Source organism: Oceaniglobus indicus, assembly GCF_002751875.1.
In the GTDB taxonomy this organism is placed as follows: Bacteria; Pseudomonadota; Alphaproteobacteria; order Rhodobacterales; family Rhodobacteraceae; genus Oceaniglobus; species Oceaniglobus indicus.
Window position 1 is genome coordinate 159,791 of record NZ_NMZM01000002.1, and the last position, 20,689, is coordinate 180,479.

Annotated in this window: 15 protein-coding genes; 4 read left to right on the forward strand and 11 right to left on the reverse strand. The window is 65.7% G+C overall.

The features are described from left to right. Positions 1 to 138 precede the first annotated feature (138 nt). The 4 genes from CFP68_RS03320 to CFP68_RS03335 are packed head-to-tail and all read right to left on the reverse strand — an operon-like array spanning position 139 to position 6,899. Entirely contained in the window at positions 139 to 2,205 is a 2,067-nt protein-coding gene (locus tag CFP68_RS03320; RefSeq protein ID WP_099824521.1) for a hypothetical protein, read from the reverse strand. Positions 2,206 to 2,254: 49 nt separating this feature from the next. Then, entirely contained in the window at positions 2,255 to 5,020 is a 2,766-nt protein-coding gene (locus CFP68_RS03325; protein WP_099824523.1) for a DUF4159 domain-containing protein, read from the reverse strand. Next, positions 5,020 to 5,895, reverse strand: a complete 876-nt coding sequence (locus tag CFP68_RS03330) for a DUF58 domain-containing protein (RefSeq protein ID WP_099824525.1) — start codon at positions 5,893 to 5,895, stop codon at positions 5,020 to 5,022. Before CFP68_RS03330 ends, CFP68_RS03325 begins: the two co-directional genes overlap by 1 nt. Further along, positions 5,892 to 6,899: an AAA family ATPase gene (locus tag CFP68_RS03335; protein ID WP_099824527.1), complete on the reverse strand. Its 1,008-nt coding sequence runs from the start codon at positions 6,897 to 6,899 to the stop codon at positions 5,892 to 5,894. The genes CFP68_RS03330 and CFP68_RS03335 overlap by 4 nt, the downstream gene beginning before the upstream one ends. An 82-nt stretch (positions 6,900 to 6,981) precedes the next feature. Between CFP68_RS03335 and CFP68_RS03340 the strand changes: the two genes are divergently transcribed. Then, on the forward strand, positions 6,982 to 7,557 hold the full coding sequence (locus CFP68_RS03340) for a DUF1285 domain-containing protein (protein WP_241523937.1): 576 nt from the start codon (positions 6,982 to 6,984) through the stop codon (positions 7,555 to 7,557). 110 nt (positions 7,558 to 7,667) lie between these two features. Here CFP68_RS03340 and CFP68_RS03345 read toward each other — a convergent pair whose 3' ends face one another. The 6 genes from CFP68_RS03345 to CFP68_RS03370 all read right to left on the reverse strand — a co-directional run bounded on the left by CFP68_RS03345 (position 7,668) and on the right by CFP68_RS03370 (position 13,780). Then, a complete protein-coding gene (locus CFP68_RS03345; RefSeq protein WP_099824531.1) occupies positions 7,668 to 8,102 on the reverse strand; it encodes a F0F1 ATP synthase subunit epsilon in 435 nt (144 codons plus the stop codon). Positions 8,103 to 8,164: 62 nt separating this feature from the next. Beyond that, positions 8,165 to 9,589, reverse strand: a complete 1,425-nt coding sequence (gene atpD, locus CFP68_RS03350) for a F0F1 ATP synthase subunit beta (RefSeq protein ID WP_099824533.1) — start codon at positions 9,587 to 9,589, stop codon at positions 8,165 to 8,167. 19 nt (positions 9,590 to 9,608) lie between these two features. Further along, positions 9,609 to 10,475: a F0F1 ATP synthase subunit gamma gene (locus CFP68_RS03355; protein WP_099824535.1), complete on the reverse strand. Its 867-nt coding sequence runs from the start codon at positions 10,473 to 10,475 to the stop codon at positions 9,609 to 9,611. Positions 10,476 to 10,496: 21 nt separating this feature from the next. After that, entirely contained in the window at positions 10,497 to 12,035 is a 1,539-nt protein-coding gene (gene atpA / locus CFP68_RS03360) for a F0F1 ATP synthase subunit alpha (protein ID WP_099824537.1), read from the reverse strand. Further along, positions 12,035 to 12,601, reverse strand: a complete 567-nt coding sequence (locus CFP68_RS03365) for a F0F1 ATP synthase subunit delta (protein ID WP_099824539.1) — start codon at positions 12,599 to 12,601, stop codon at positions 12,035 to 12,037. The genes atpA and CFP68_RS03365 overlap by 1 nt, the downstream gene beginning before the upstream one ends. 432 nt (positions 12,602 to 13,033) lie before the next feature. Next, positions 13,034 to 13,780: a class I SAM-dependent methyltransferase gene (locus tag CFP68_RS03370; protein WP_099824542.1), complete on the reverse strand. Its 747-nt coding sequence runs from the start codon at positions 13,778 to 13,780 to the stop codon at positions 13,034 to 13,036. Between the two features lie 65 nt (positions 13,781 to 13,845). On the opposite strand from CFP68_RS03370, the gene gloB reads away from it, so the two are divergent. From gloB to CFP68_RS03385, 3 genes are all read left to right on the forward strand, one after another. Continuing rightward, entirely contained in the window at positions 13,846 to 14,616 is a 771-nt protein-coding gene (gloB, locus tag CFP68_RS03375) for a hydroxyacylglutathione hydrolase (RefSeq protein ID WP_099824544.1), read from the forward strand. A gap of 174 nt (positions 14,617 to 14,790) precedes the next feature. After that, positions 14,791 to 17,109 carry an ATP-dependent Clp protease ATP-binding subunit ClpA gene (clpA, locus tag CFP68_RS03380; RefSeq protein ID WP_099824546.1) on the forward strand — a complete coding sequence of 773 codons (2,319 nt, stop codon included), beginning with the start codon at positions 14,791 to 14,793 and terminating at the stop codon, positions 17,107 to 17,109. 91 nt (positions 17,110 to 17,200) lie between these two features. Then, entirely contained in the window at positions 17,201 to 18,106 is a 906-nt protein-coding gene (locus tag CFP68_RS03385) for a M23 family metallopeptidase (RefSeq protein WP_241523938.1), read from the forward strand. A gap of 6 nt (positions 18,107 to 18,112) precedes the next feature. Here CFP68_RS03385 and CFP68_RS03390 read toward each other — a convergent pair whose 3' ends face one another. Further along, complete coding sequence (locus CFP68_RS03390) at positions 18,113 to 20,689, reverse strand: peptidoglycan -binding protein (RefSeq protein ID WP_099824548.1); 2,577 nt, start codon at positions 20,687 to 20,689, stop codon at positions 18,113 to 18,115.

Consider the following 20,689-nt stretch of genomic DNA (forward strand, 5'->3'; position numbering starts at 1 on the left):
ACGGGCGCTTTTCGCCGGGGCGCTCACCACTGATCGCAGGGGTGTCGTCGCACAGTCCGCGGATCCACCGCGCTTCTCGCTGACACACATACGCGAATTCCGCGTCACCCGCCGCGACCGACGGCGACGGCCCCGCGCTCAGCGTCGTCCTTCGCGCACCCATGCGCCGACCGTCAGCAGGGCCGCCAGCAGCAGGAACAGCCAGCCCGAGACAAGCGGCGTCACCATCACATCCGCTGTCAGATAGGCCTTGCGCGGCGTCAGCCCGATCCAGCCGCGTCCGGCGGCGGGCCGGCCTTCGCGGACCTGTCGGATGTCGGGAATTCCGTCCTCGATCGCCAGGATGCCCCCCCGGGTCGTATCGACGACAGGTTTCAGCATCTCGCCACTGGCCACCGTCTGCTCGAACTCACGGGGTGCCGACGGCCCCACGGCGATCACGGTTTCCTGCTCTGCCTCGCGCAACCGGTAAAGCCCGATGTCGGGCGCTCGCCATTCCGCCGCGAACCGGCCCGGCGCCGTCGGCTCCAGCGGCACCCTGGTCACGTTGCCATCTGGCCCGGCAATCTCGACATCGCCCACCGTGTCGCCAAGGGTGCGGCGCAGGATCGTCACCCGCTGCCCCTCGGCGCTGGCGACCAACGCCTCTTCGTCCAGTTCCGGCTCCTTCATCATCCAGTGGGCCAGCCGGCGCAGCAACTCCAACTGCGGCCCGCCCCCTTCATAGCCGCGCGACCACAGCCATGCCTGATCGGATCCCAGAAGGGCCACGCGCCCCTCGCCCACCCGGTCGAGGATCAGCAGGGGGCCGTCATCGATCCCCTGCATCACCGCCTGCCCCGACGTCGCGGTCAACTCGATCTGCCGCATCCAGCGCCCCCAGCCGGGCTGGCCATCGCTGCCGCCCGGCGACAGGGCATCCAACCCCTCGGTCACCGGGTGCTTGCGCCCAAGCTCGGTCAGACGGGGCAGAAACCCCTGTTCGAACACCCGCGCCGTGGGCGCACCGGGCAACACATCGCCCAGGGGCGAGCGATAGATCGACGCGGCACTGGCATAATCGGGCCCCGCAGCAACCAGGACGGCACCGCCCCGTTCGACATACTGGCGGATATTGTCGAAATACAGCGCCGGCAGGATGCCGCGCCGCTTGTATCGGTCGAACACGATCAGATCGAACTCGTCGATCTTTTCCAGAAAAAGCTCGCGCGTCGGAAAAGCGATCAGCGACAATTCGTTGACCGGCACGCCGTCCTGTTTTTCCGGCGGGCGCAGGATGGTGAAATGGACAAGATCCACCGAACTGTCCGACTTCAGCAGGTTGCGCCATGTCCGTTCGCCCGCGTGCGGCTCGCCACTGACCAGCAGCACGCGCAGCCGGTCGCGCACGCCGTTGATCTGCACCACGGCCGCGTTGTTGCGATCGGTCAGCTCATCGCCGGTTTCGGGGGTGCTGAACTGGATCACGTTCATCCCGCCATGGCTCAGCGTCACGGGCAATTCCAGATCCCGACCGACGGGAACCTCGAACAGCTGCGGTGCGGCCCCGTCGACGGCGATGCTCAGCTCGGCGCGCTCTTTGACCGCGGTCGGGACCGCGCCCTGATCCTCGATTCGCAGGGTCAGGGTGACGGGCTCGTCGATGATGGCGAAGGCCGGCGCGTTGGTCACGACCAGCCGGCGATCCCAATCGGCCTCACGCCCGCTCAACAATACATGCAGCGGCGCGGGCAGATCGGGCGCCTGCGCCACATCATGCAGCCGTCCATCGGTCAACAGGATCGCTCCGGCCAGCCGCGCGCGTGGCTCCTCGGCCATGGCCCCCGCCAGCGCCGCCATAAGCAAGGTGCCACGATCCCCCTCGCCGTCGCCCAGCCGAACCACCCGCAACTCGGTGTTCTCCAGATCGGCGATTTCGGCTTCCAGCGCGGCTTCGGCCTCGGCCACCTGCGCCGCGCGGTCCGAAATCCGCTGGCTGGCGCTTTCGTCCACGACCAGGATCACGATATCGCTCAACGGCGCGCGGTCTTCCTGCTGGAACGACGGGTTCGCCAACGCAACCAGAAGCACGATCGCCGCAAGCCCCCGCAACCACCACCCCGCCAGCCCGCGCCACAAACACAGGCCGACGGCCAACGTCGCGACCACCGCGGCCGCCGACAGGAAGGCCACCGGGACCAACGGATCGAATATCACGCTGTCCATGGGCAGAGTCCTGATTTCTTACCGATAAAAATACTCATTCCACCCATCGTCACTGACCCAACCGATCCAGAAGGGCGGGAACGTGGACCTGGTCGGATTTATAGTTCCCGGTCAGCACGTGCATGATCAGGTTGACACCAAAGCGCAGGGCGATCTCGCGCTGGCGCTCGCCCGCGTAACCGCGCCCCACCGGGAACATCCGGTTGCCGCGGTCATCGATGGCCCAGGCGGCGGCCCAGTCGTTGCCGCCGATCACCACCGGGGTCACGTTGTCGTTCAGGTTGCGAAACGGCATCCCCTCGATCTGCTCGGCATCGGGCGGCGCCGCCTCGACCCAGATGTCCCGGCTGGCAAAACGTCCGGGAAAGTCCTGCAGCAGATAGAAGGTCCGCGTCAGGACGTGATCCGACGGCAGCGGTTCCAGCGGCGGAATATCCAGCGGTCTGGCCAGTTGCTGCAGCTTGCGCCCGTTCGGCGATCCGCCACCGAAGCCCGCGACATCGGCGTCGCGGGTGTCGAACAGGATCAGGCCCCCGGTCCGCAGATAGGTGTTCAGCCGGGCATAGGCCGCCGGGCTCGGTTGCGGCTGATCCGGGGTCACCGGCCAGTAAAGGAAGGGGAAGAACGATAATTCGTCGGTTTCCAGGTTCACGGCAATCGGATCGGACGGTTCGATCGAGGTGCGCGAGAACAGCGTGTCCGACACCCCCCGCAACCCGGCATGGGCGATCTCGTCCACCCGGGCGTCGCCGGTGACCACATGGGCCAAGACGACTTCGGCCGTGGCGTTCAGCGCAAAGGCATCGGCCTCCTGCGCGCGTGTGTCCAACGGCGCCGACACCAGGATCAGTGCGGCCATGGCCGCAACCGCACCGCGCGGCCCGCGAAGACGCCCGGCCAGCCACAGTGATGCGATGACATCCAGCGCCAACAATCCCAGCGCCAGCATCAGCAACCATCCCTTCAGGGCCGTTTCCCCCGCCAACGTCAGGCCTTCCACCGGGATCCGGGCGGGCCAGACGGTCGGCGCAAGCACGCTTTCGGCGCCCGTGACGTTCAGGGCGATCCGCCGGTCTTCGCCGGCATAGAGCCCCGGCGGGCTTGCGGCCGAAGGCACCGCCCGGGCCAGATCCTCGCCCGCGATCCCCGGCAGGTTGCCGGCGTCGCCGATCTGTCCGAACGCATCCAGCAGGCGGTCGGGCGTCCATGTCGTGCCGGCCAGATCCTCGGCCGCCACCTGTGCCGGGCGCGTGGACACGGCCAGCCGTTCCAGCATCTGTACGAACAGCCCCGACAGCGGCAGCGTCGACCATTCGGCATTCGCCGTGACGTGGAACAGCACGACCTGCCCCTGTCCCAACCGCTTGCGGGTGACCAGCGGCGTGCCGTCTTCCAACGCGGCGATCACCCTGTCGGCCAGCGTCGGATCGGGCTGCGCCATGACCTGTGCGTTCACCTTCACGTCATCCGGAATTTCCAGCCCGGCGAAGGGCGAGCCTTCGGCAAACGCGCGCAACCCCTTCGGCTCGCCCCAGCTCATGGCGCCGCCGACGCTGCGCCCGCCGGTGCGCAGCCGCACCGGCATCAACGGGTCTTCGGTGTCGCGCGACACGTCGCTTGCGGCCAGGCGCGGCCCGGCAAAACGCAGCAGCAGGCCGCCACCGTCGACCCAGGCGGCAATCTCTTCGGCCTCGGCCGATGTCACCATGGCGACATCCGCCATGACGATGACATCGGGATTGGCCTGCAGGATATCCGCGAGCGTCCCGTCGATCAGATCCGCCGTGGGGGCCAGGGCCTGTTCCAGGTAATGGGTCGGCGACAGCAGTTGCAGCGCCGCGCCATCGTCGCGCCCGGAAATCAACGCCACTTCGCGCCGCTTCAGGGCGTCATCGGTCAGTGTCACCGCCCCCGCCGACCGCCAGCCGTCGATCTGGAACCGCGTGATCCGGTTGCGCAGCTCGGGCGGCAGCGACAGGGATATTTCGGCCTCGGGGGCGCCTTCGGCAAAGGTCAGCGTGGCACGGGCCAGTTCACGTTCGATCCCCGCCGGATCCAGACCGTGCCCGGCCACGTCGATGTCCTGCGTCCCGTCCGCGCGCGCACGCACCGCCGACAGCGCGATCGCGCCGTCGCGAAACTGCGCCGGGCGCAAACCCAGCACCGGCCGCGGGCTTTCGAAGACCGTCACCGGACCACGACGCTCGAACGCCGCAAGAAGCGGTGCGCGCCAAGGTGCAGCCACGCCATCGGACAGCCACAGTGTTTCGAAACTGCCGTCCAACGCGCCGGCCCATGCACCGATGTCGTCCCGGTCGGGCGCCCAAGGTCGCGGCGTCAGCCCCGACAGCCGCGCGATCCAGGCATCGGCGGCGCGAAACGGCAAACCGTCATCCGCCGGCAGGTCGGTCAGCGTCACCACGGCGGCGGTCCGCCCGTCCCGCGCCGCTTCGCGCAGGGCATCATCGATCCGGTCCAGCCGCCGCGGCCAGTCGCGGGCATCCGCCCACGTCCCGTCCGCCACGATCAGGATCGGACCGCTGCCCGGCACTCGGTCGTCGGGATTCAGGATCGGGCCGGCAAAGCCCACGATCACCGCGGCCACGGCCAGTGTCCGCAGAAGCAGCAACCACCACGGCGTGCGATCGCTTTGCTGTTCTTCGTCTCCCAGGCCCAACAGCAAGGCAACACCGGGAAACCGCCGGCGCACGGGCGCGGGCGGCACCGCGCGCAACAACAGCCACAGGATCGGCAGCGCCGCCAGAGCCAGCAACAACCAAGGCGCGCTGAAGCCGATGTTCGCCAGGACAGCCATCACCGCGTCCGCTCCATCGCGCCATACAGCCACAACAGGGCCGCCGTGGCGCTGTCTGCGGTGTGGTGACAGTGATATTGCCACCCTGTCGCGCGGCACAGGTCGGCCAGCATCGCCTTGCGCGCCGCCAACCGATCAAGATAGCGATCACGCAGATTGCCCGCCTTCAGCGTCTCATGGCGCAGGGCACCGCCGATGGATTCGAACACGGTGCGCCCGTCGAAGGGAAACGCCTCTTCCTGCGGGTCCAGAACCTGCAGCACGGCGCCCTTGACGCCCCGATCCGCGGCCTTGGTCAACGCACCGGCGACCGGATCGGGATCGCCCAGGAAATCCGACACGAACAACGCGCGTGACCGTGCCATCATCCCCCGCGTTTCCGGCGCGCCGTATTCGGCAGCCTCGACCGAGCCCGACAGCGCCGACGCCAGCCGCAGCAATTGCACCTGGCCGGTCCGCGGCGGCAGCCCGTCGCCCGACAACCCCACACGCTCGCCACCCCGCACCAGCAAGATCGCCAGCGCCATGGCGATCAGCCGCGCGCGCGCGCCCTTGGTCGGCACGCCCGGATCCGACGCGAACTCCATCGACCGGCCATCGTCGACCCACAGCAGGATCGACTGTGCCGCCTGCCATTCCTTCTGCTGGACGAAATGCGCATCGGACCGCCCCGAACGGCGCCAATCGATGCTGCGTCCGTCGTCGCCCGGCATGGCCGGGCGGTATTGCCAGAACTCGTCCCCGACGCCTGCCCGCCGCCGACCGTGGGCGCCCAGCAGCACGCTCTGCGCCAGGTGTTCGGCGTCGGCCATCAACGGCGGCAGGGGCGCCGCCAGCCCTTCGGCACCCGCGCGCAAAAGGGCGGAGTCGCTCACGCCGCGGCCTCGATCCGGGTGACATTGGCGACGACGGTTTCGATCAGCTGCGACAGGCTCTCGCCGCGCGCCCGCGCCGCGAATGACAGAGCCATCCGGTGCGACAACACCGGCGCCGCCATGGCCGCCACGTCATCGGGCGACGGGGCAAGTCGCCCGTCCAGCAGTGCACGCGCGCGCACCGTCAGCATCAGCGCCTGCGCCGCCCGCGGCCCCGGCCCCCAGCTGACCGAGGCGCGCACGATATCCGAGGCCGAGGGATCGTCGGGGCGACAGGCGCGCACCAGATCCAGGATCAGCTCGACCACCCGATCGCCCACCGGCATCCGCCGCAACAGGGCCTGCGCCGCCAGCAGACCGGGGGCATCGAACACGGCGCGCGCTTCGCCTTCCGCGGTGCCGGTGGTGGCGATCAGGATATCGCGTTCGGTCGCGCGATCGGGATAGGGCACGTCGATCTGCACCAGGAAGCGGTCAAGCTGTGCTTCGGGCAGGGGATACGTGCCTTCCTGCTCGATCGGGTTCTGCGTTGCCAGCACATGAAACGGCTGGCCCAGGGCACGGGATTGCCCGGCGACGGTCACGGTTTTTTCCTGCATCGCCTGCAGCAGGGCCGACTGCGTGCGCGGCGAGGCGCGGTTGATCTCATCCGCCAGCAGAAGCTGACAGAACACCGGCCCCTCGATGAACCGGAACGCCCGCGTGCCGTCTTGTGTCGTGTCCAGAACCTCGGATCCGATGATATCCGCCGGCATGAGGTCGGGCGTGAACTGAACCCGCCCCCCATCCAGCCCCATGACCGTGGAAAGCGTGTCGACCAGACGCGTCTTGCCCAGCCCGGGCAGACCGATCAACAGGCCGTGTCCACCGCACAGCAGCGCCGACAGAACCAGATCGACGACCCGTTCCTGGCCGATGAAACGCCGCGAGATGCTGTCGCGTGCCAGCGCCAGGTGGTCCCCCAAGGTCTCGATCTCGGCGATCAGCGCGTCGGACTCGGCCATGACTTCTCTCCATCCATGCTTATATCACCATTAGACAGACCTATCCCGACAGGGACAAATGGCAAAAGCACATAAGGGACAAATGATCGTGAAACCTTCTGCCGAAAGCCTGGCAAAAAGCGCGGCCGCTGCGTCAAAAGGCGGATTGCCGCCGGTCCATCTGTGGAATCCGCCGTTCTGCGGCGATCTGGACATCCGCATTGCCCGCGACGGGACGTGGTTTTACCTCGGCACCCCCATCGGACGCAAACCGCTGGTCAGGCTGTTCTCGACCATCCTGAAGAAAGAGGGCGAAGATTATTTCCTCGTCACCCCGGTGGAAAAGGTCGGGATCATGGTGGACGACGCACCTTTCCTGGCATCGGATTTCACGGTGGAGGGGGAAGGACCGGATCGCACGATCGTCTTCACGACCACGACCGACGACCGTGTGACCGCCGACGCCGATCATCCGATCCGCGTCAGGCGCGATCCCGACACCGACGAACCCGCCCCCTATGTCATGGTGCGTGGCGGGATGGAGGCGCTGATCGACCGGAAAAGCTTCTATCGCCTCGTGGAAATCGGCGAAACTGCGCCACAGGATGGGTCAGACTGGTTCGGCGTCAGATCCGGCGGAGTCTTCTTCCCGATCATTCCCGCAGACGAATTGCCCTGACTCGGGCCTCCTGCTGATCCAGGGGCTCAGTCAACGGTCTGCATCGGACGTCAACGCAAAAGGGCCCCGATCAACACCGGAGCCCTTGCAGATCCAAATTGACGAGTCGCTCAGAGGTTCGGCTGCTTCGGGTTCAGCCCGATATGCGTGCCGGTGGCAACCATGTCGTTCAGCAGTTTCACCGCATCATCGACCGGGCCGGGTTCGTTGTTGAACTCGCGCACCTTGGCGTGGGCCTCGGCCGCCTGCTGAATCCAGTCGTCCAGCGTTTCCTGCGTCACGTCGGCGCGCGGCAGCGCCTGTTCGGCCAGAACCGAAATACCGTCGGCGTTGATCTCGGCAAAGCCGCCGGTGACCATGTATTCCTCGGTGCCGTCCGGTCCCGTGGCTTTCAACAGGCCGGGACGCAGGATCGTGATCGTCGGCGCATGGCTGGCCATGACCGTCATGTCGCCTTCCGAACCGGGAATGAGGACTTCGGTCACTTGGGCCGAGGCCAGGCGACGCTCGGGCGAGACGAGGTCGAATTGCATCGTGTCTGCCATGGTGGCTCCTTCCGAATCGATACAGGTCGGACCGGCCCCGCATCACGGGACCGGTGTCAGGGTCAGGCGGCGTCGGCGGCCATCTTCTCGGCCTTGGCCTTCACTTCCTCGATGCCGCCGACCATGTAGAAGGCGCCTTCCGGCAGGTGGTCGTATTCACCCGCGACAACGGCCTTGAACGAGGCGATCGTCTCTTCCAGCGGAACCTGCTTGCCCGGCGCGCCGGTGAACACCTGCGCCACGTCGAACGGCTGGGACAGAAAGCGCTGGATCTTGCGGGCACGGGCCACGGTCAGCTTGTCGTCTTCCGACAGTTCGTCCATCCCGAGAATGGCGATGATGTCCTGCAACGACTTGTAACGCTGCAGGATACCCTGCACGTCACGGGCCACCTGGTAATGCTCCTCACCCACGACGGTCGGATCCATCAGACGCGACGTGGAATCGAGCGGGTCGACGGCCGGATAGATGCCGAGCTCCGAGATCGCGCGCGACAGGTTGGTCGTGGCGTCGAGGTGGGCGAACGAGGTGGCGGGCGCCGGGTCGGTAAGGTCGTCGGCGGGCACATAGATCGCCTGAACCGAGGTGATGGACCCGGCCTTGGTCGACGTGATGCGTTCCTGCAACTGGCCCATGTCCGTGGCCAGCGTCGGCTGATAGCCCACGGCGGACGGGATACGGCCCAGCAGCGCCGAAACCTCGGAACCGGCCTGGGTGAAGCGGAAGATGTTGTCGACGAAGAACAACACGTCGGTGCCCGACTGGTCGCGGAACTGCTCGGCCAGGGTCAGGCCGGACAGGGCGACGCGCATCCGTGCACCCGGCGGCTCGTTCATCTGGCCATAGACCAGCGCCACCTTGGATTCGGTCAGGTTGTCCGGAACGATAACGCCGGATTCGATCATCTCGTGATACAGATCGTTGCCTTCGCGGGTCCGCTCGCCCACACCGGCAAACACGGAAAAGCCGCTGTGCACCTTGGCGATGTTGTTGATCAGTTCCATGATCAGAACGGTCTTGCCCACGCCGGCACCGCCGAACAGGCCGATCTTGCCGCCCTTGGCATAGGGGGCCAGCAGGTCGATGACCTTGATGCCGGTAACCAGGATGTCCGACGACGTCGCCTGTGCGGCGAAATCCGGTGCCGGCTGGTGGATCGAACGGTATTCGTCCGCTTCCACCGGACCGCCTTCGTCAACGGGTTCGCCGATGACGTTCAGGATCCGGCCCAGGGTCGCATTGCCCACGGGAACGGTGATCGGGCCGTCGGTGTCGGTGACGACCGTGCCGCGCACCAGACCTTCGGTCGCGTCCATCGCGATCGTGCGGACGGTGTTTTCACCCAGGTGCTGGGCCACTTCCAATATCAGGCGCTTGCCGTTGTTGTCCGTTTCCAGCGCGTTCAGGATCTGCGGCAATTCGTCGTCGAACTGAACGTCCACGACGGCACCGATGACCTGCGTGATCTTGCCTTTGGCATTTGCCATGTTGTCTCTCCGGTTCGTCTTAGAGGGCTTCGGCGCCCGAAATGATTTCGATCAGCTCGTTCGTGATCACGGCCTGGCGCGAGCGGTTGAATTCGATGGTCAGGTCGTCGATCATCTCACCCGCGTTGCGCGTCGCGTTGTCCATGGCGGACTGACGCGCGCCTTGTTCCGACGCGGCGTTTTCCAGCAGTGCCGTAAAGATCTGGGTCGCCACGCCACGCGGCAGCAGGTCGGCCAGAATGCCTTCCTCGCTGGGCTCGTAATCGTACAGCGTGCTTTCCTCGGCCTCGTCGAACGTGGCCGGGATGATCTGAAGCTCGGTCGGGTGCTGTGTCACGACGTTTTCGAACCGCGAGAAATAGATCCGGCAGACGTCGAATTCACCGGCGTCGAACCGGCTCAGGATATCCTTGGCGACATCCTGTGCGTTGGCATATCCCACGCGCTTGACCTCGGACAGGTCGACGTGACCCACTAGGAACGCGGAATATTCGCGGCGCAGCTGATCGCGCCCCTTCTTGCCGACGGTGAGGATCTTGACCTCTTTGCCTTCGGCCCGCAGCTTTTCGATCCGGACCTTCGCCTTCTTGACGATGGACGAGTTGAAGCCGCCGCACAGACCGCGCTCGGCGGTCATCACGACCAGCAGTTCAACCTTGTCGCTGCCGGTTCCCGACAACAGGCGCGGGGCAGAATCGCTGCCCTGCACCGATTGCGCCAGCCCCGACATCACGGCGTTGAACCGTTCCGCATAGGGCCGGGCCATTTCGGCCGCTTCCTGCGCCCGCCGCAGTTTTGCGGCGGCCACCATCTGCATGGCCTTCGTGATCTTGCGGGTCGATTTGACCGACGCGATCCGGTTTTTCAGATCCTTGAGGCTGGGCATTCAGCTGTCCTTTTCGGGTCTTCAGGCGGCGAAGTCGTCGGCGAATTCCTTGATCGCGCTACGAATGCGATCTTCGGCATCGCCCTTCACCTTCGGATCCTCTTCGGTGATCCAGTTCAGCATGTCCTCGTGGTTGGCATGCAGATGCTTCAGCAGGCCCTGCTCGAACTTGCCGACCGCACTCACCGGGATCTTGTCCAGATAGCCCTTGGTGCCGGCCAGGATGACGCAGACGATTTCCGCGTTGGTCAGCGGCGAATACTGCGGCTGCTTCATCAGCTCGGTCAGGCGGGCACCCCGGTTCAGCAACTGCTGGGTCGAGGCGTCGAGGTCGGACCCGAACTGGGCGAACGCCGCCATCTCGCGATACTGGGCAAGCTCCAGCTTGACGGGACCGGCGACCGATTTCATCGCGTTGGTCTGGGCCGACGAGCCGACGCGCGACACCGACAGACCGGTGTTCACGGCAGGGCGGATGCCCTGATAGAACAGTTCGGTTTCCAGGAAGATCTGGCCGTCGGTGATCGAGATCACGTTGGTCGGAATGAACGCCGAAACGTCGCCACCCTGGGTTTCGATGATCGGCAGCGCGGTCAGCGAACCGGCGCCGTTCTCCTCGTTCAGCTTGGCCGAACGTTCCAGCAGGCGGGAGTGGAGGTAGAACACGTCGCCGGGATAGGCTTCACGGCCGGGCGGACGACGCAGCAGCAGCGACATCTGGCGATAGGCCACGGCCTGTTTCGACAAGTCATCATAGACGATCAGCGCATGGCGCCCGTTGTCGCGGTAATACTCGGCCATGGCCGTCGCGGCATAGGGGGCGAGGAACTGCATCGGCGCGGGGTCGGATGCGGTCGCGGCAACGATGGTCGTGTATTCGATGGCGCCGGTTTCTTCCAGCTTCTTCACCAGCTGTGCCACGGTCGACCGCTTCTGGCCGATGGCGACATAGATGCAATACAGCTTCTGGCTCTCGTCCGTGGCCGCGTCGTTGTACGACTTCTGGTTCAGGATCGTATCCAGTGCCACGGCGGTCTTGCCGGTCTGACGGTCACCGATGATCAGCTCGCGCTGGCCACGGCCGACGGGGATCATGGCGTCGATGGCCTTCATGCCGGTCGCCATCGGCTCGTGCACCGACTTGCGCGGGATGATGCCCGGCGCCTTGCTGTCGGCCACGCGACGTTCGGCGGCGTCGATCGGGCCCTTGCCGTCGATGGGGTTGCCAAGACCGTCGACGACGCGTCCCAGAAGCGCGTCACCGGCGGGCACGTCCACGATCGAGTTGGTGCGCTTGACGACATCGCCTTCCTTGATGTCGCGGTCCGACCCGAAGATCACGATGCCGACGTTGTCGGTCTCGAGGTTCAGCGCCATGCCGGCGATGCCGCCGGGGAATTCGACCATTTCACCGGCCTGCACGTTGTCCAGGCCGTGCACACGGGCAATACCGTCACCGACCGACAGCACGCGGCCAACTTCGGCCACATCGGCGTCTTGCCCGAAGTTCTTGATCTGCTCCTTGAGGATCGCAGAGATTTCGGCAGCTTGGATACCCATTATCCGACCTCTTTCATGGTGTTCTGGAGTGCGTTCAGCTTCGCGCGGATCGAGGTATCGATCATCTTGGAGCCGACTTTGACGATAAGACCGCCGATGAGCTTCTCATCAACGGCGGTGTTCAGCTTGACGTCTTTGCCGACCGACGCCTTCAGCGTTGCGGCAAGGTCGGATTTCTGCTTTTCGGTCAGCGCCTTGGCAGACGTCACATCGGCCGTGACCTCACCCTTGGCTTCGGCGATCATGTCGCGCAGCGCCGCGATCATGCTGGGCAGCACGAACAGGCGCCGCTTGGACGCCATCAGGCGCAGCGTGTTGGCCAGGTTGTTGCCGAGGCCCATCTTGTCGGCGATGGCGCCGATGGCCGCCTGCTGCTGTTCCCGGGAATAGACGGGCGACGCGATCAGCGAACGGAAATCCTCGCTGTCCTTCAGCGCGGAGTCCAGCGCATCGACGTCCGTTTGCAGTTGATCCAGCGCGTTTTCATCCTGCGCGAGCGAAAAGATCGCAGAGGCATATCGCCCGGAGATACCTGTGGAAATCGAAGCTGGTTCTGACACGTCCACCCTTTCGAAGCTTCGCCCCCGGGGAATGCCTGACCGGGCACGAAGGGGGCAATTGAAAAGACGCCCCCTCGCGGGCGCGTCATCAAGATCGGGCGTCATGTAGCAGAGCGTTCGACACCCCGCAACCGCTTTAGAACGCCAGTGCGGGTCCGGTTGCCGGTCGGCCACCGCCGCCCCGCAAGACACCGCGCGTCGCGGTCACACCGGAGCGCCGGCCCGTTCCGGCGCGATACGTTCCGGGTTTCCCGCCCCAATCCCGTTGACGCCACAAACAGGCGGGTTTCACCCCGAAAGACGCGGATCGCGGGACAGGTGCGCCATACCCCGTTCGCCGGTTTCCTGCGGCTTTGCCAGAAAATGCACGATCGGATCCGCGCCGCGCTGTCCTTGACGATTCGCGCCCGGACCGCCCGTTTTCCCGGCAGCCGCCCCTCAGGCCGGTTCGGCCTCGGGGCCGGCAATTCCGTCCAGCACGCGCAACGGACGCCGCAGTGATTCCCGCAGCCCGGGACCGGCCGGGCGCGGCACCTGCTTGCTGACCTCGACCATCAGGACACCGCCGGCATAGCGCCCCGAGACGGCGCTTCCCACCCGCTCCATCAACCCGCCGGCCCTGAGCCAGAACCGCCGGTCCGACGGCGGCTGAAACAATGCGGCGACATGACGCTGAGGGATCAGCCCGTGGCGTTTCAGTTGCGATTCAAGCTGGCTCAGGCTGTAGGGGCGCCCAAAGCCGAAGGGGGTGCGATCGCGGCGCGCCCACATTCCGGCCCGGTTCGGCACGATGAACAATCCCCGCCCGCCGGGCGCCAGAACCCGCCAGCATTCCTCGAGAACCGAGGTCGGATCCTCGCTGGTTTCCAGCCCGTGCATCAGGATCAGCCGATCCGCCGCGCCGCCGTCCAGCGGCCACAGCGTTTCCTCGCACAGGACCGAAACGTTGGGCTCGCCCGCTGGCCAGTGCATCACGCCCTGCGGCCCCGGCATCAGCCCGACAACCCGCTTGGCTGCCGGCAGGTAGGGGCGCAAAAGCGGCACCGCGAACCCGTAACCGACCACCGTATCGCCGCGGCGCGGCGGCAACAGCGACACCACCTGCGTTCTGATCGCCCGTTGCGCCGCACGGCCCAGCGGGGTGCGGTAATAGAAGTTGCGAAGATCGTGAACATCCAGATGCATTGAAGTGGCCCGCGATTGCTGCAAGTCTTCCGATCAGAGTTTTTCCTGAAGGAAGGTGCCCGACCATGACCCTCGAACTTGTCACCGTCCCCTGTCTTTCGGACAATTATGCCTTCCTGCTGCATGAGAGCAACAGCGGCGCCACGGCCCTGATCGACATTCCCGAGGCCGCGCCCATCGACGCGGCGCTGCGAACGCGCGGCTGGAACCTGAGCGAGGTGTGGCTCACCCATCATCACGCCGACCACGTTCAGGGCCTGTCCGAGTTGCTGGCGGGACGGGACGGCGTAAGCGTGACAGGTGCCGCTGCCGACGCACATCGCCTGCCGCCACTTGATCGCCAGGTGGCCGAGGGGGACACGTTCGACTTTGCCGGTCACGCGGTGCACGTCATCGACGTATCCGGCCACACGACCGGGCACATCGCGTTTCACGTTCCCGATGCCCGCGCCGCGTTCACCGCCGACAGCCTGATGGCCCTGGGGTGCGGTCGCCTGTTCGAGGGGACGCCCGAAACGATGTGGGCGTCGCTGTCGAAACTGGCCGCGCTCCCCGATGACACGATCATCTGTTCGGGGCATGAATACACCGCCGCAAACGCCCGCTTTGCCCTGACGATCGAACCCGAAAACACCGCGTTGCAGGACCGCGCCAAAGCCATCGACGCCGCCCGCGCGAAGGGCGCGCCGACCGTGCCGTCGACCCTGAAGGAAGAACTGGCCACCAATCCCTTCCTGCGGGCGGGATTGCCGTCGGTCAAATCATTCCTATCTATGGCGGGCGAGAGCGACGCCGCCGTCTTTGCGGAAATCCGGCGCCGCAAGGATTCCTTCTGACATCACCGCAATGACGCGGCATCCGACCGACCACACGGCAACGCCCATCAAAATGTGAACTGTTTGCCAAAGAAAAGTCTTGAAGCATGGCCATAAAAAACCAAGCTTTAAGGTTAAGGGGCCAAGGTCGCGAATGGGCCCATCCTTCACGACCAAGACAAAGGAGCACGCAACGTGCCTTCATTTTCATCGACGCTTGAGCAGGCAATCCACGCGGCACTGGCCCTTGCCAACGCCCGCCACCACGAACTTGCAACACTCGAACATCTCTTGCTTGCCCTGACGGACGAGCCCGAGGCCGCCAAGGTGATGAAAGCCTGCTCCGTCGACCTTGAGGATCTCAAAACAACGCTGGTCGAATTCATCGACGACGATCTGTCAACGCTGATCACCGACGTCGAAGGGTCCGAAGCGGTGCCGACTGCGGCGTTCCAGCGGGTGATCCAGCGTGCCGCGATCCATGTCCAGTCGTCCGGTCGCACCGAAGTGACCGGCGCCAACGTGCTGGTCGCGATCTTCGCCGAACGCGAAAGCAACGCCGCCTATTTCCTTCAGGAACAGGATATGACGCGCTATGACGCCGTCAACTTCATCGCCCACGGCGTGGCCAAGGATCCGTCCTATGGCGAAAGCCGCCCGGTTTCCGGCGCACCCGAAGCCGACGACGACACCACCGTGGACGAAGGCGATCAGAAGGAATCGGCGCTGGCGAAATACTGCGTCGATCTGAACACCAAGTCCCGCAAGGGCGATGTCGACCCGTTGATCGGCCGCGAGGCCGAGGTTGAACGCTGTATCCAGGTGCTGTGCCGCCGACGCAAGAACAACCCGCTTCTGGTGGGCGATCCCGGCGTGGGCAAGACCGCCATCGCCGAAGGGCTGGCCCTCAAGATCGTGCGCGGCGAAACCCCTGAGGTTCTGTCGGGGGCGACCATCTTCTCGCTCGACATGGGCGCGCTGCTGGCCGGCACCCGCTATCGTGGCGATTTCGAGGAACGCCTGAAGGCCGTAGTGACCGAGCTTGAGGATCACCCCGATGCGGTTCTGTTCATCGACGAGATCCATACCGTGATCGGTGCCGGTGCGACCTCCGGCGGCGCGATGGATGCGTCCAACCTGCTGAAACCCGCGTTGCAGGGCGGCAAGCTGCGCTGCATGGGGTCGACCACCTACAAGGAATTCCGCCAGCATTTCGAAAAGGACCGCGCCCTGTCGCGCCGGTTCCAGAAGATCGACGTGAACGAACCCTCGGTCGAGGATACCGTCAAGATCCTGAAGGGTCTGAAGGAGTATTTCGAGGACCACCACCACATCAAGTACACGGCCGATGCGATCAAGACGGCGGTCGAACTGTCCGCGCGTTACATCAACGACCGCAAGCTGCCCGACAAGGCCATCGACGTCATCGACGAGGCCGGCGCGGCGCAGCACCTGGTCGCCGAATCCAAGCGCCGCAAGACCATCGGCACCAAGGAAATCGAGGCCGTCGTGGCCAAGATCGCGCGCATCCCGTCCAAGAACGTGTCCAAGAACGACGCCGAAGTGCTGCGCGACCTCGAAGGGTCGCTGAAGCGGGTCGTCTTCGGTCAGGACGCGGCCATCACGGCCCTGGCGTCGGCCATCAAGCTGGCCCGCGCCGGTCTGCGCGAACCCGAAAAGCCCATCGGCAACTATCTGTTCGCCGGGCCGACGGGTGTGGGCAAGACCGAGGTGGCGAAACAGCTGGCCGATACACTGGGCGTCGAACTGCTGCGTTTCGACATGTCGGAATACATGGAGAAACACGCCGTCTCGCGCCTGATCGGCGCGCCCCCGGGTTATGTCGGGTTCGATCAGGGTGGCATGCTGACCGATGGTGTCGACCAGCACCCCCATTGCGTGCTGTTGCTGGACGAGATCGAAAAGGCACACCCGGATGTCTTCAACATCCTGTTGCAGGTGATGGACCACGGCAAGCTGACCGATCACAACGGCCGCGCGGTGGATTTCCGCAACGTCGTGCTGATCATGACCTCGAACGCGGGGGCGGCGGACATGCAGAAAGCGGCCATCGGCTTTGGCCGCGACAAGCGCGAGGGCGAGGATACGGCCGCCATCGAACGCACGTTCACGCCCGAATTCCGCAACCGTCTGGATGCGGTGATCTCGTTCGGCGCGCTGCCGAAAGAGGTGATCATGCAGGTGGTCGAAAAGTTCGTCCTGCAACTGGAAGCGCAACTGCTGGACCGCAATGTCGCCATCGAACTGACTGCGCCGGCCGCCGAATGGCTGGCCGACAAGGGTTATGACGACAAGATGGGCGCACGCCCGCTGGGTCGGGTGATCCAGGAGCACATCAAGAAGCCGCTGGCCGAGGAACTTCTGTTCGGCAAGTTGGCCAAGGGTGGCGTCGTGCGCGTGGGGGTGAAGGACGGCAAGATCGATCTTCAGATCGATCCGCCCGAAACCCGGCGGCTGTCGTCCAAGAAGCCGCCGCTTCTGACCGCAGATTAGAGCGCGCTTCGTGCCTGGCACCGCGCACTTCGGTCTTGCGCTGATCCTCACGGGCTCCCTCGCGTCGCCGCTGGCCGCGAGGGAGCCCGTTTTGAATCCGCCATTGGACTGCACGCTGGGCAAGACCTGTTTCATCCAGCAATATACCGACACCGATCCGGGTCCGGGATCCGCAGACTACATGTGCGGCCCGCTGAGCTATGATGGGCACAAGGGCACGGATTTTGCCCTGCCTTCGATTGCGGCGATGCGCGCGGGGGTCGATGTCTATCCCGCAGCCCCGGGCACGGTCACCGGCGTGCGCGACGGGATGGAGGACGTGCTTCAGGGTCAGTCCGGCGCGCCGGATGTCAGCGATCGCGAATGCGGCAACGGCGTCGTCATCGATCACGGCGGCGGATGGGAAACCCAGTATTGCCACATGAAACGCGGATCGGTCCGGGTGCGGCGCGGCAACAAAGTGAACAATGCCACGGTCATCGGCCAGGCGGGGTTCAGCGGTCTGGCGGCATTTCCGCATCTGCACTTGTCCGTGCGCAAGGATGGCACGGTGGTCGATCCGTTCAACCCCGAAGGTCTGGCCAAATGCGACGGCGCGCCTGCCGATACACTGTGGCAGACGCCGCCGGCCTATCGCCCCGGTGGCTTGATCGCGGCCGGGTTCTTCCCCGGCGTTCCCGATTACGAAACGGTGCGCGCCGGTGCCGCCGCGCCCCCGACCATTGCCGGCGATGCAGGTGCCCTGGTCATCTGGGGATTCGCGTTCGGCGGCCGGGCGGGCGATCAGCTCTCGCTGGAATTTGCCGGGCCGGATGGTTCGGTTCTGTCGGAAACGGTCGACCTTGACCGGAACCAGGCGCAATTCTATCGCGCCGTCGGCCGGCGCGCGCCCGATGGCGGCTGGCCCGCGGGCGAATATCTGGGCCTTGTGCGGATGCTGCGCGACGGGGTCGAGATCGACAGCCGGGCGGCCGATGTCCGCATAAGCGAAGATTAACGCCGCCTAGCGTTCGGTAAGCTTGAGTTCGATGCGCCGGTTTTGCGCCCGTGCCGCAGCACTGTCTTCCGGATTCACCGGATAGAATTCGCCGAACCCGGTCGGCGCCAGCCGGTTTGGCGGAAAACCCAGATCCTCGGTCATGTAGCGCACGACCGACAAGGCCCGCGCCTGAGACAATTCCCAGTTGTCGGCAAACCGCGCACCGGGGATCAGCGGCACGTCGTCGGTATGCCCGTCAACACGTATGACCCAATCGATCCCTTCTGGAATATCGCGCGCCACCTCGAACAACAGGTTGGTCACACGCCCGATCTGCGCTTCGCCTTCCGGCGAAAGCGTCGCCGATGCGCTGGGAAACAGCACCTCGGACGAGAACACGAAGCGGTCGCCGACGATCCGCACGCCTTCGCGGTCGCCCAGCAGATCGCGCAGGCGGCCGAAGAATTCGGACTGATACCGTTCCAGCCGCTGACGTTCCGCCGCTTCCAGCGCCGCGATCTTCTTTTGCTCAAGCAGGGTCCGCGCCAGGGCGGCGTTCAACTCGGTCCCAAGGTTCTCGATCACCACCTTCGACGCCGCATCCTTTTCGGCCGCCAGATCCAGAAGCCCCTGCAACTGATCCAGCTGCTTGCGCAATTCGCCGACCTGTTGGTTCAGAACCTCGACCTGGCGCTGGCTTTCGGCCGAACGCGCCTCTTCCGTCTCCAGTTGGCGGTTGGCGGTGGCCAGCAGGGCTTCGCGCTTTTCCGCCTCGCTCAGGCGGTCCGCGGCCTGACGTTCCGCGGCCAGTTTGGCGGCCAAGGCTTCCTCAAGCTGATCGCGCAGCGCGTCTTGGCCATCTGCCGCCCCACGCAACGCCGCAGCCTCGCTGCGGGCAGCTTGCAGGGCGGCGGCCAGCCGGTCGCGCTCGGTCGCCTCGCGGCCCACGGTCTCGCGCAGGTCGGCCACCTCGGCTTCGGCCGCGGCCAGCCGGTCGCGGGCATCCTGCAAATCGCCCTGGAAGGTCAGTTTCGCGGCCTCGGCCACCTTCAGCGCGGCGGATATGGCGGCCAGTTCCTCGGTCGTTTCATCCTGCTTCTGCAACGCCGCGGCCAGCAATGCCTCGGCGCTCTCGCTGTCGCTCAGCGCGGTGTCACGCGCCGCGAGCGCGGCGGCAAGGGCGGCTTCGCTGCGGGCCAGTTGATCCTTGGCATCATCCGCCGTGCCCAGGGCCGCCGTCAGCCGCGCCGTCAGATCGGCGCGATCACCCTCGACCCCGGCAAGAGCCGCCTCGGCGCGCTCCAATTCCGCTTCGGTCTGGTCCTGCGCCAGGATCGCGGCGGCCAGCCGGGTGTTCAGCGCGGTGCGGTCTGCCTCAAGCTCGGCCAGTTTCGCGGCATCATCGTCACGGGCCAACAGCGCCTGCGCCAGCTTTTCGTTCAGATCGGCCTGGTTCGTTTCGGACCGGTCCAGCGCGATCTGCAGGGTGGCGATTTCCTCGCGGCTGCGATCCTGAGTCAGCAGGGCGACGGCAAGCTGGCGGTTCAAGGCCGCTTTTTCCTGGGCCAGCTGGGCCACCGAAGCATCGCTTTCGTCCTGCGCCAGCAGCGCGGCGGCCAGACGCGCGTTCAGATCTTCCTGCGCCGATTCCGCTGCGGCCAGCAGGGTCAGGGTTTCTTCGGCGCGCTTGCGCTGTTCCTCCAGCGCCAGCGTCATCGCGGTCAATTCGCTGTCCGCCGATGCCAGACGTTCGCGCAGCGCTTCGGCCGCCGCCGCCTCGGCCAGCCGCGCCTGTTCCTCGGCCGTCAGTTCATCCTCGACGGCCGCCAAGCGTGCGCGCAACGCTTCGGCGGCGGCGGCTTCGGCCAGGCGGCGGGCCTCTTCATCCGACAGTTCGGCGGCGGTTTCGTCCAATGTGCTGGCCAGTTCGGCGCGCGCCGCATCCGCCGCGCTGAGCCGTGACAGCGCATCTGCCAGCGATGCGTCACGTTCTTCGACGCTGGCGCGCAACTCGGCGGTCATGGCTTCCAGCGCTTCGCGGCGGGCGGCGGCAAGGCGCGCGGCCTCGGCCTGGGCGTCAATCTCGTCACGGGCGCGGGCCAGGGCGATCTGCAACTGCTCCTGCTCGCTCAGCAGATCCGCCTGCGCCTGTTCCAGCTCGTCCAGCGATGCGCCCAGCCGCTCGCCCTCGGCCAGCGCGGTGTCGCGTTCGGCCAGAAGCGTCGCCACCTGTTCCTCGAACGACGCGATCCGCCGGTCCTGATTTTCGGCCTGCGCGGTCAGGCTTTCGATCAGGCGGTTCTGACGCTCGCTTTCGGCCTGTGCGGTTTCCAGCCGTGTATCCAGTTCCGCCGTCCGGTCGCGTTCCAGCCCCAGAAGACGTGTCAGGCCGGCCACTTCGGAGGTCAGCGCGTTCAGTTCATCGCCGCGGCGTTCCAGCTCGCTCTCCTGCCCCGAGATTTCCTCGCGCAGGACGAATTGCACCACCATGAAAATGGTCAGAACGAACATCATCACCAGCAGAAGCGCCGTCATGGCATCGACGAAACCGGGCCAGATGCTGTTGCTTACCCGCTGTGTCGAACGTCGCGTCAGGGCCAT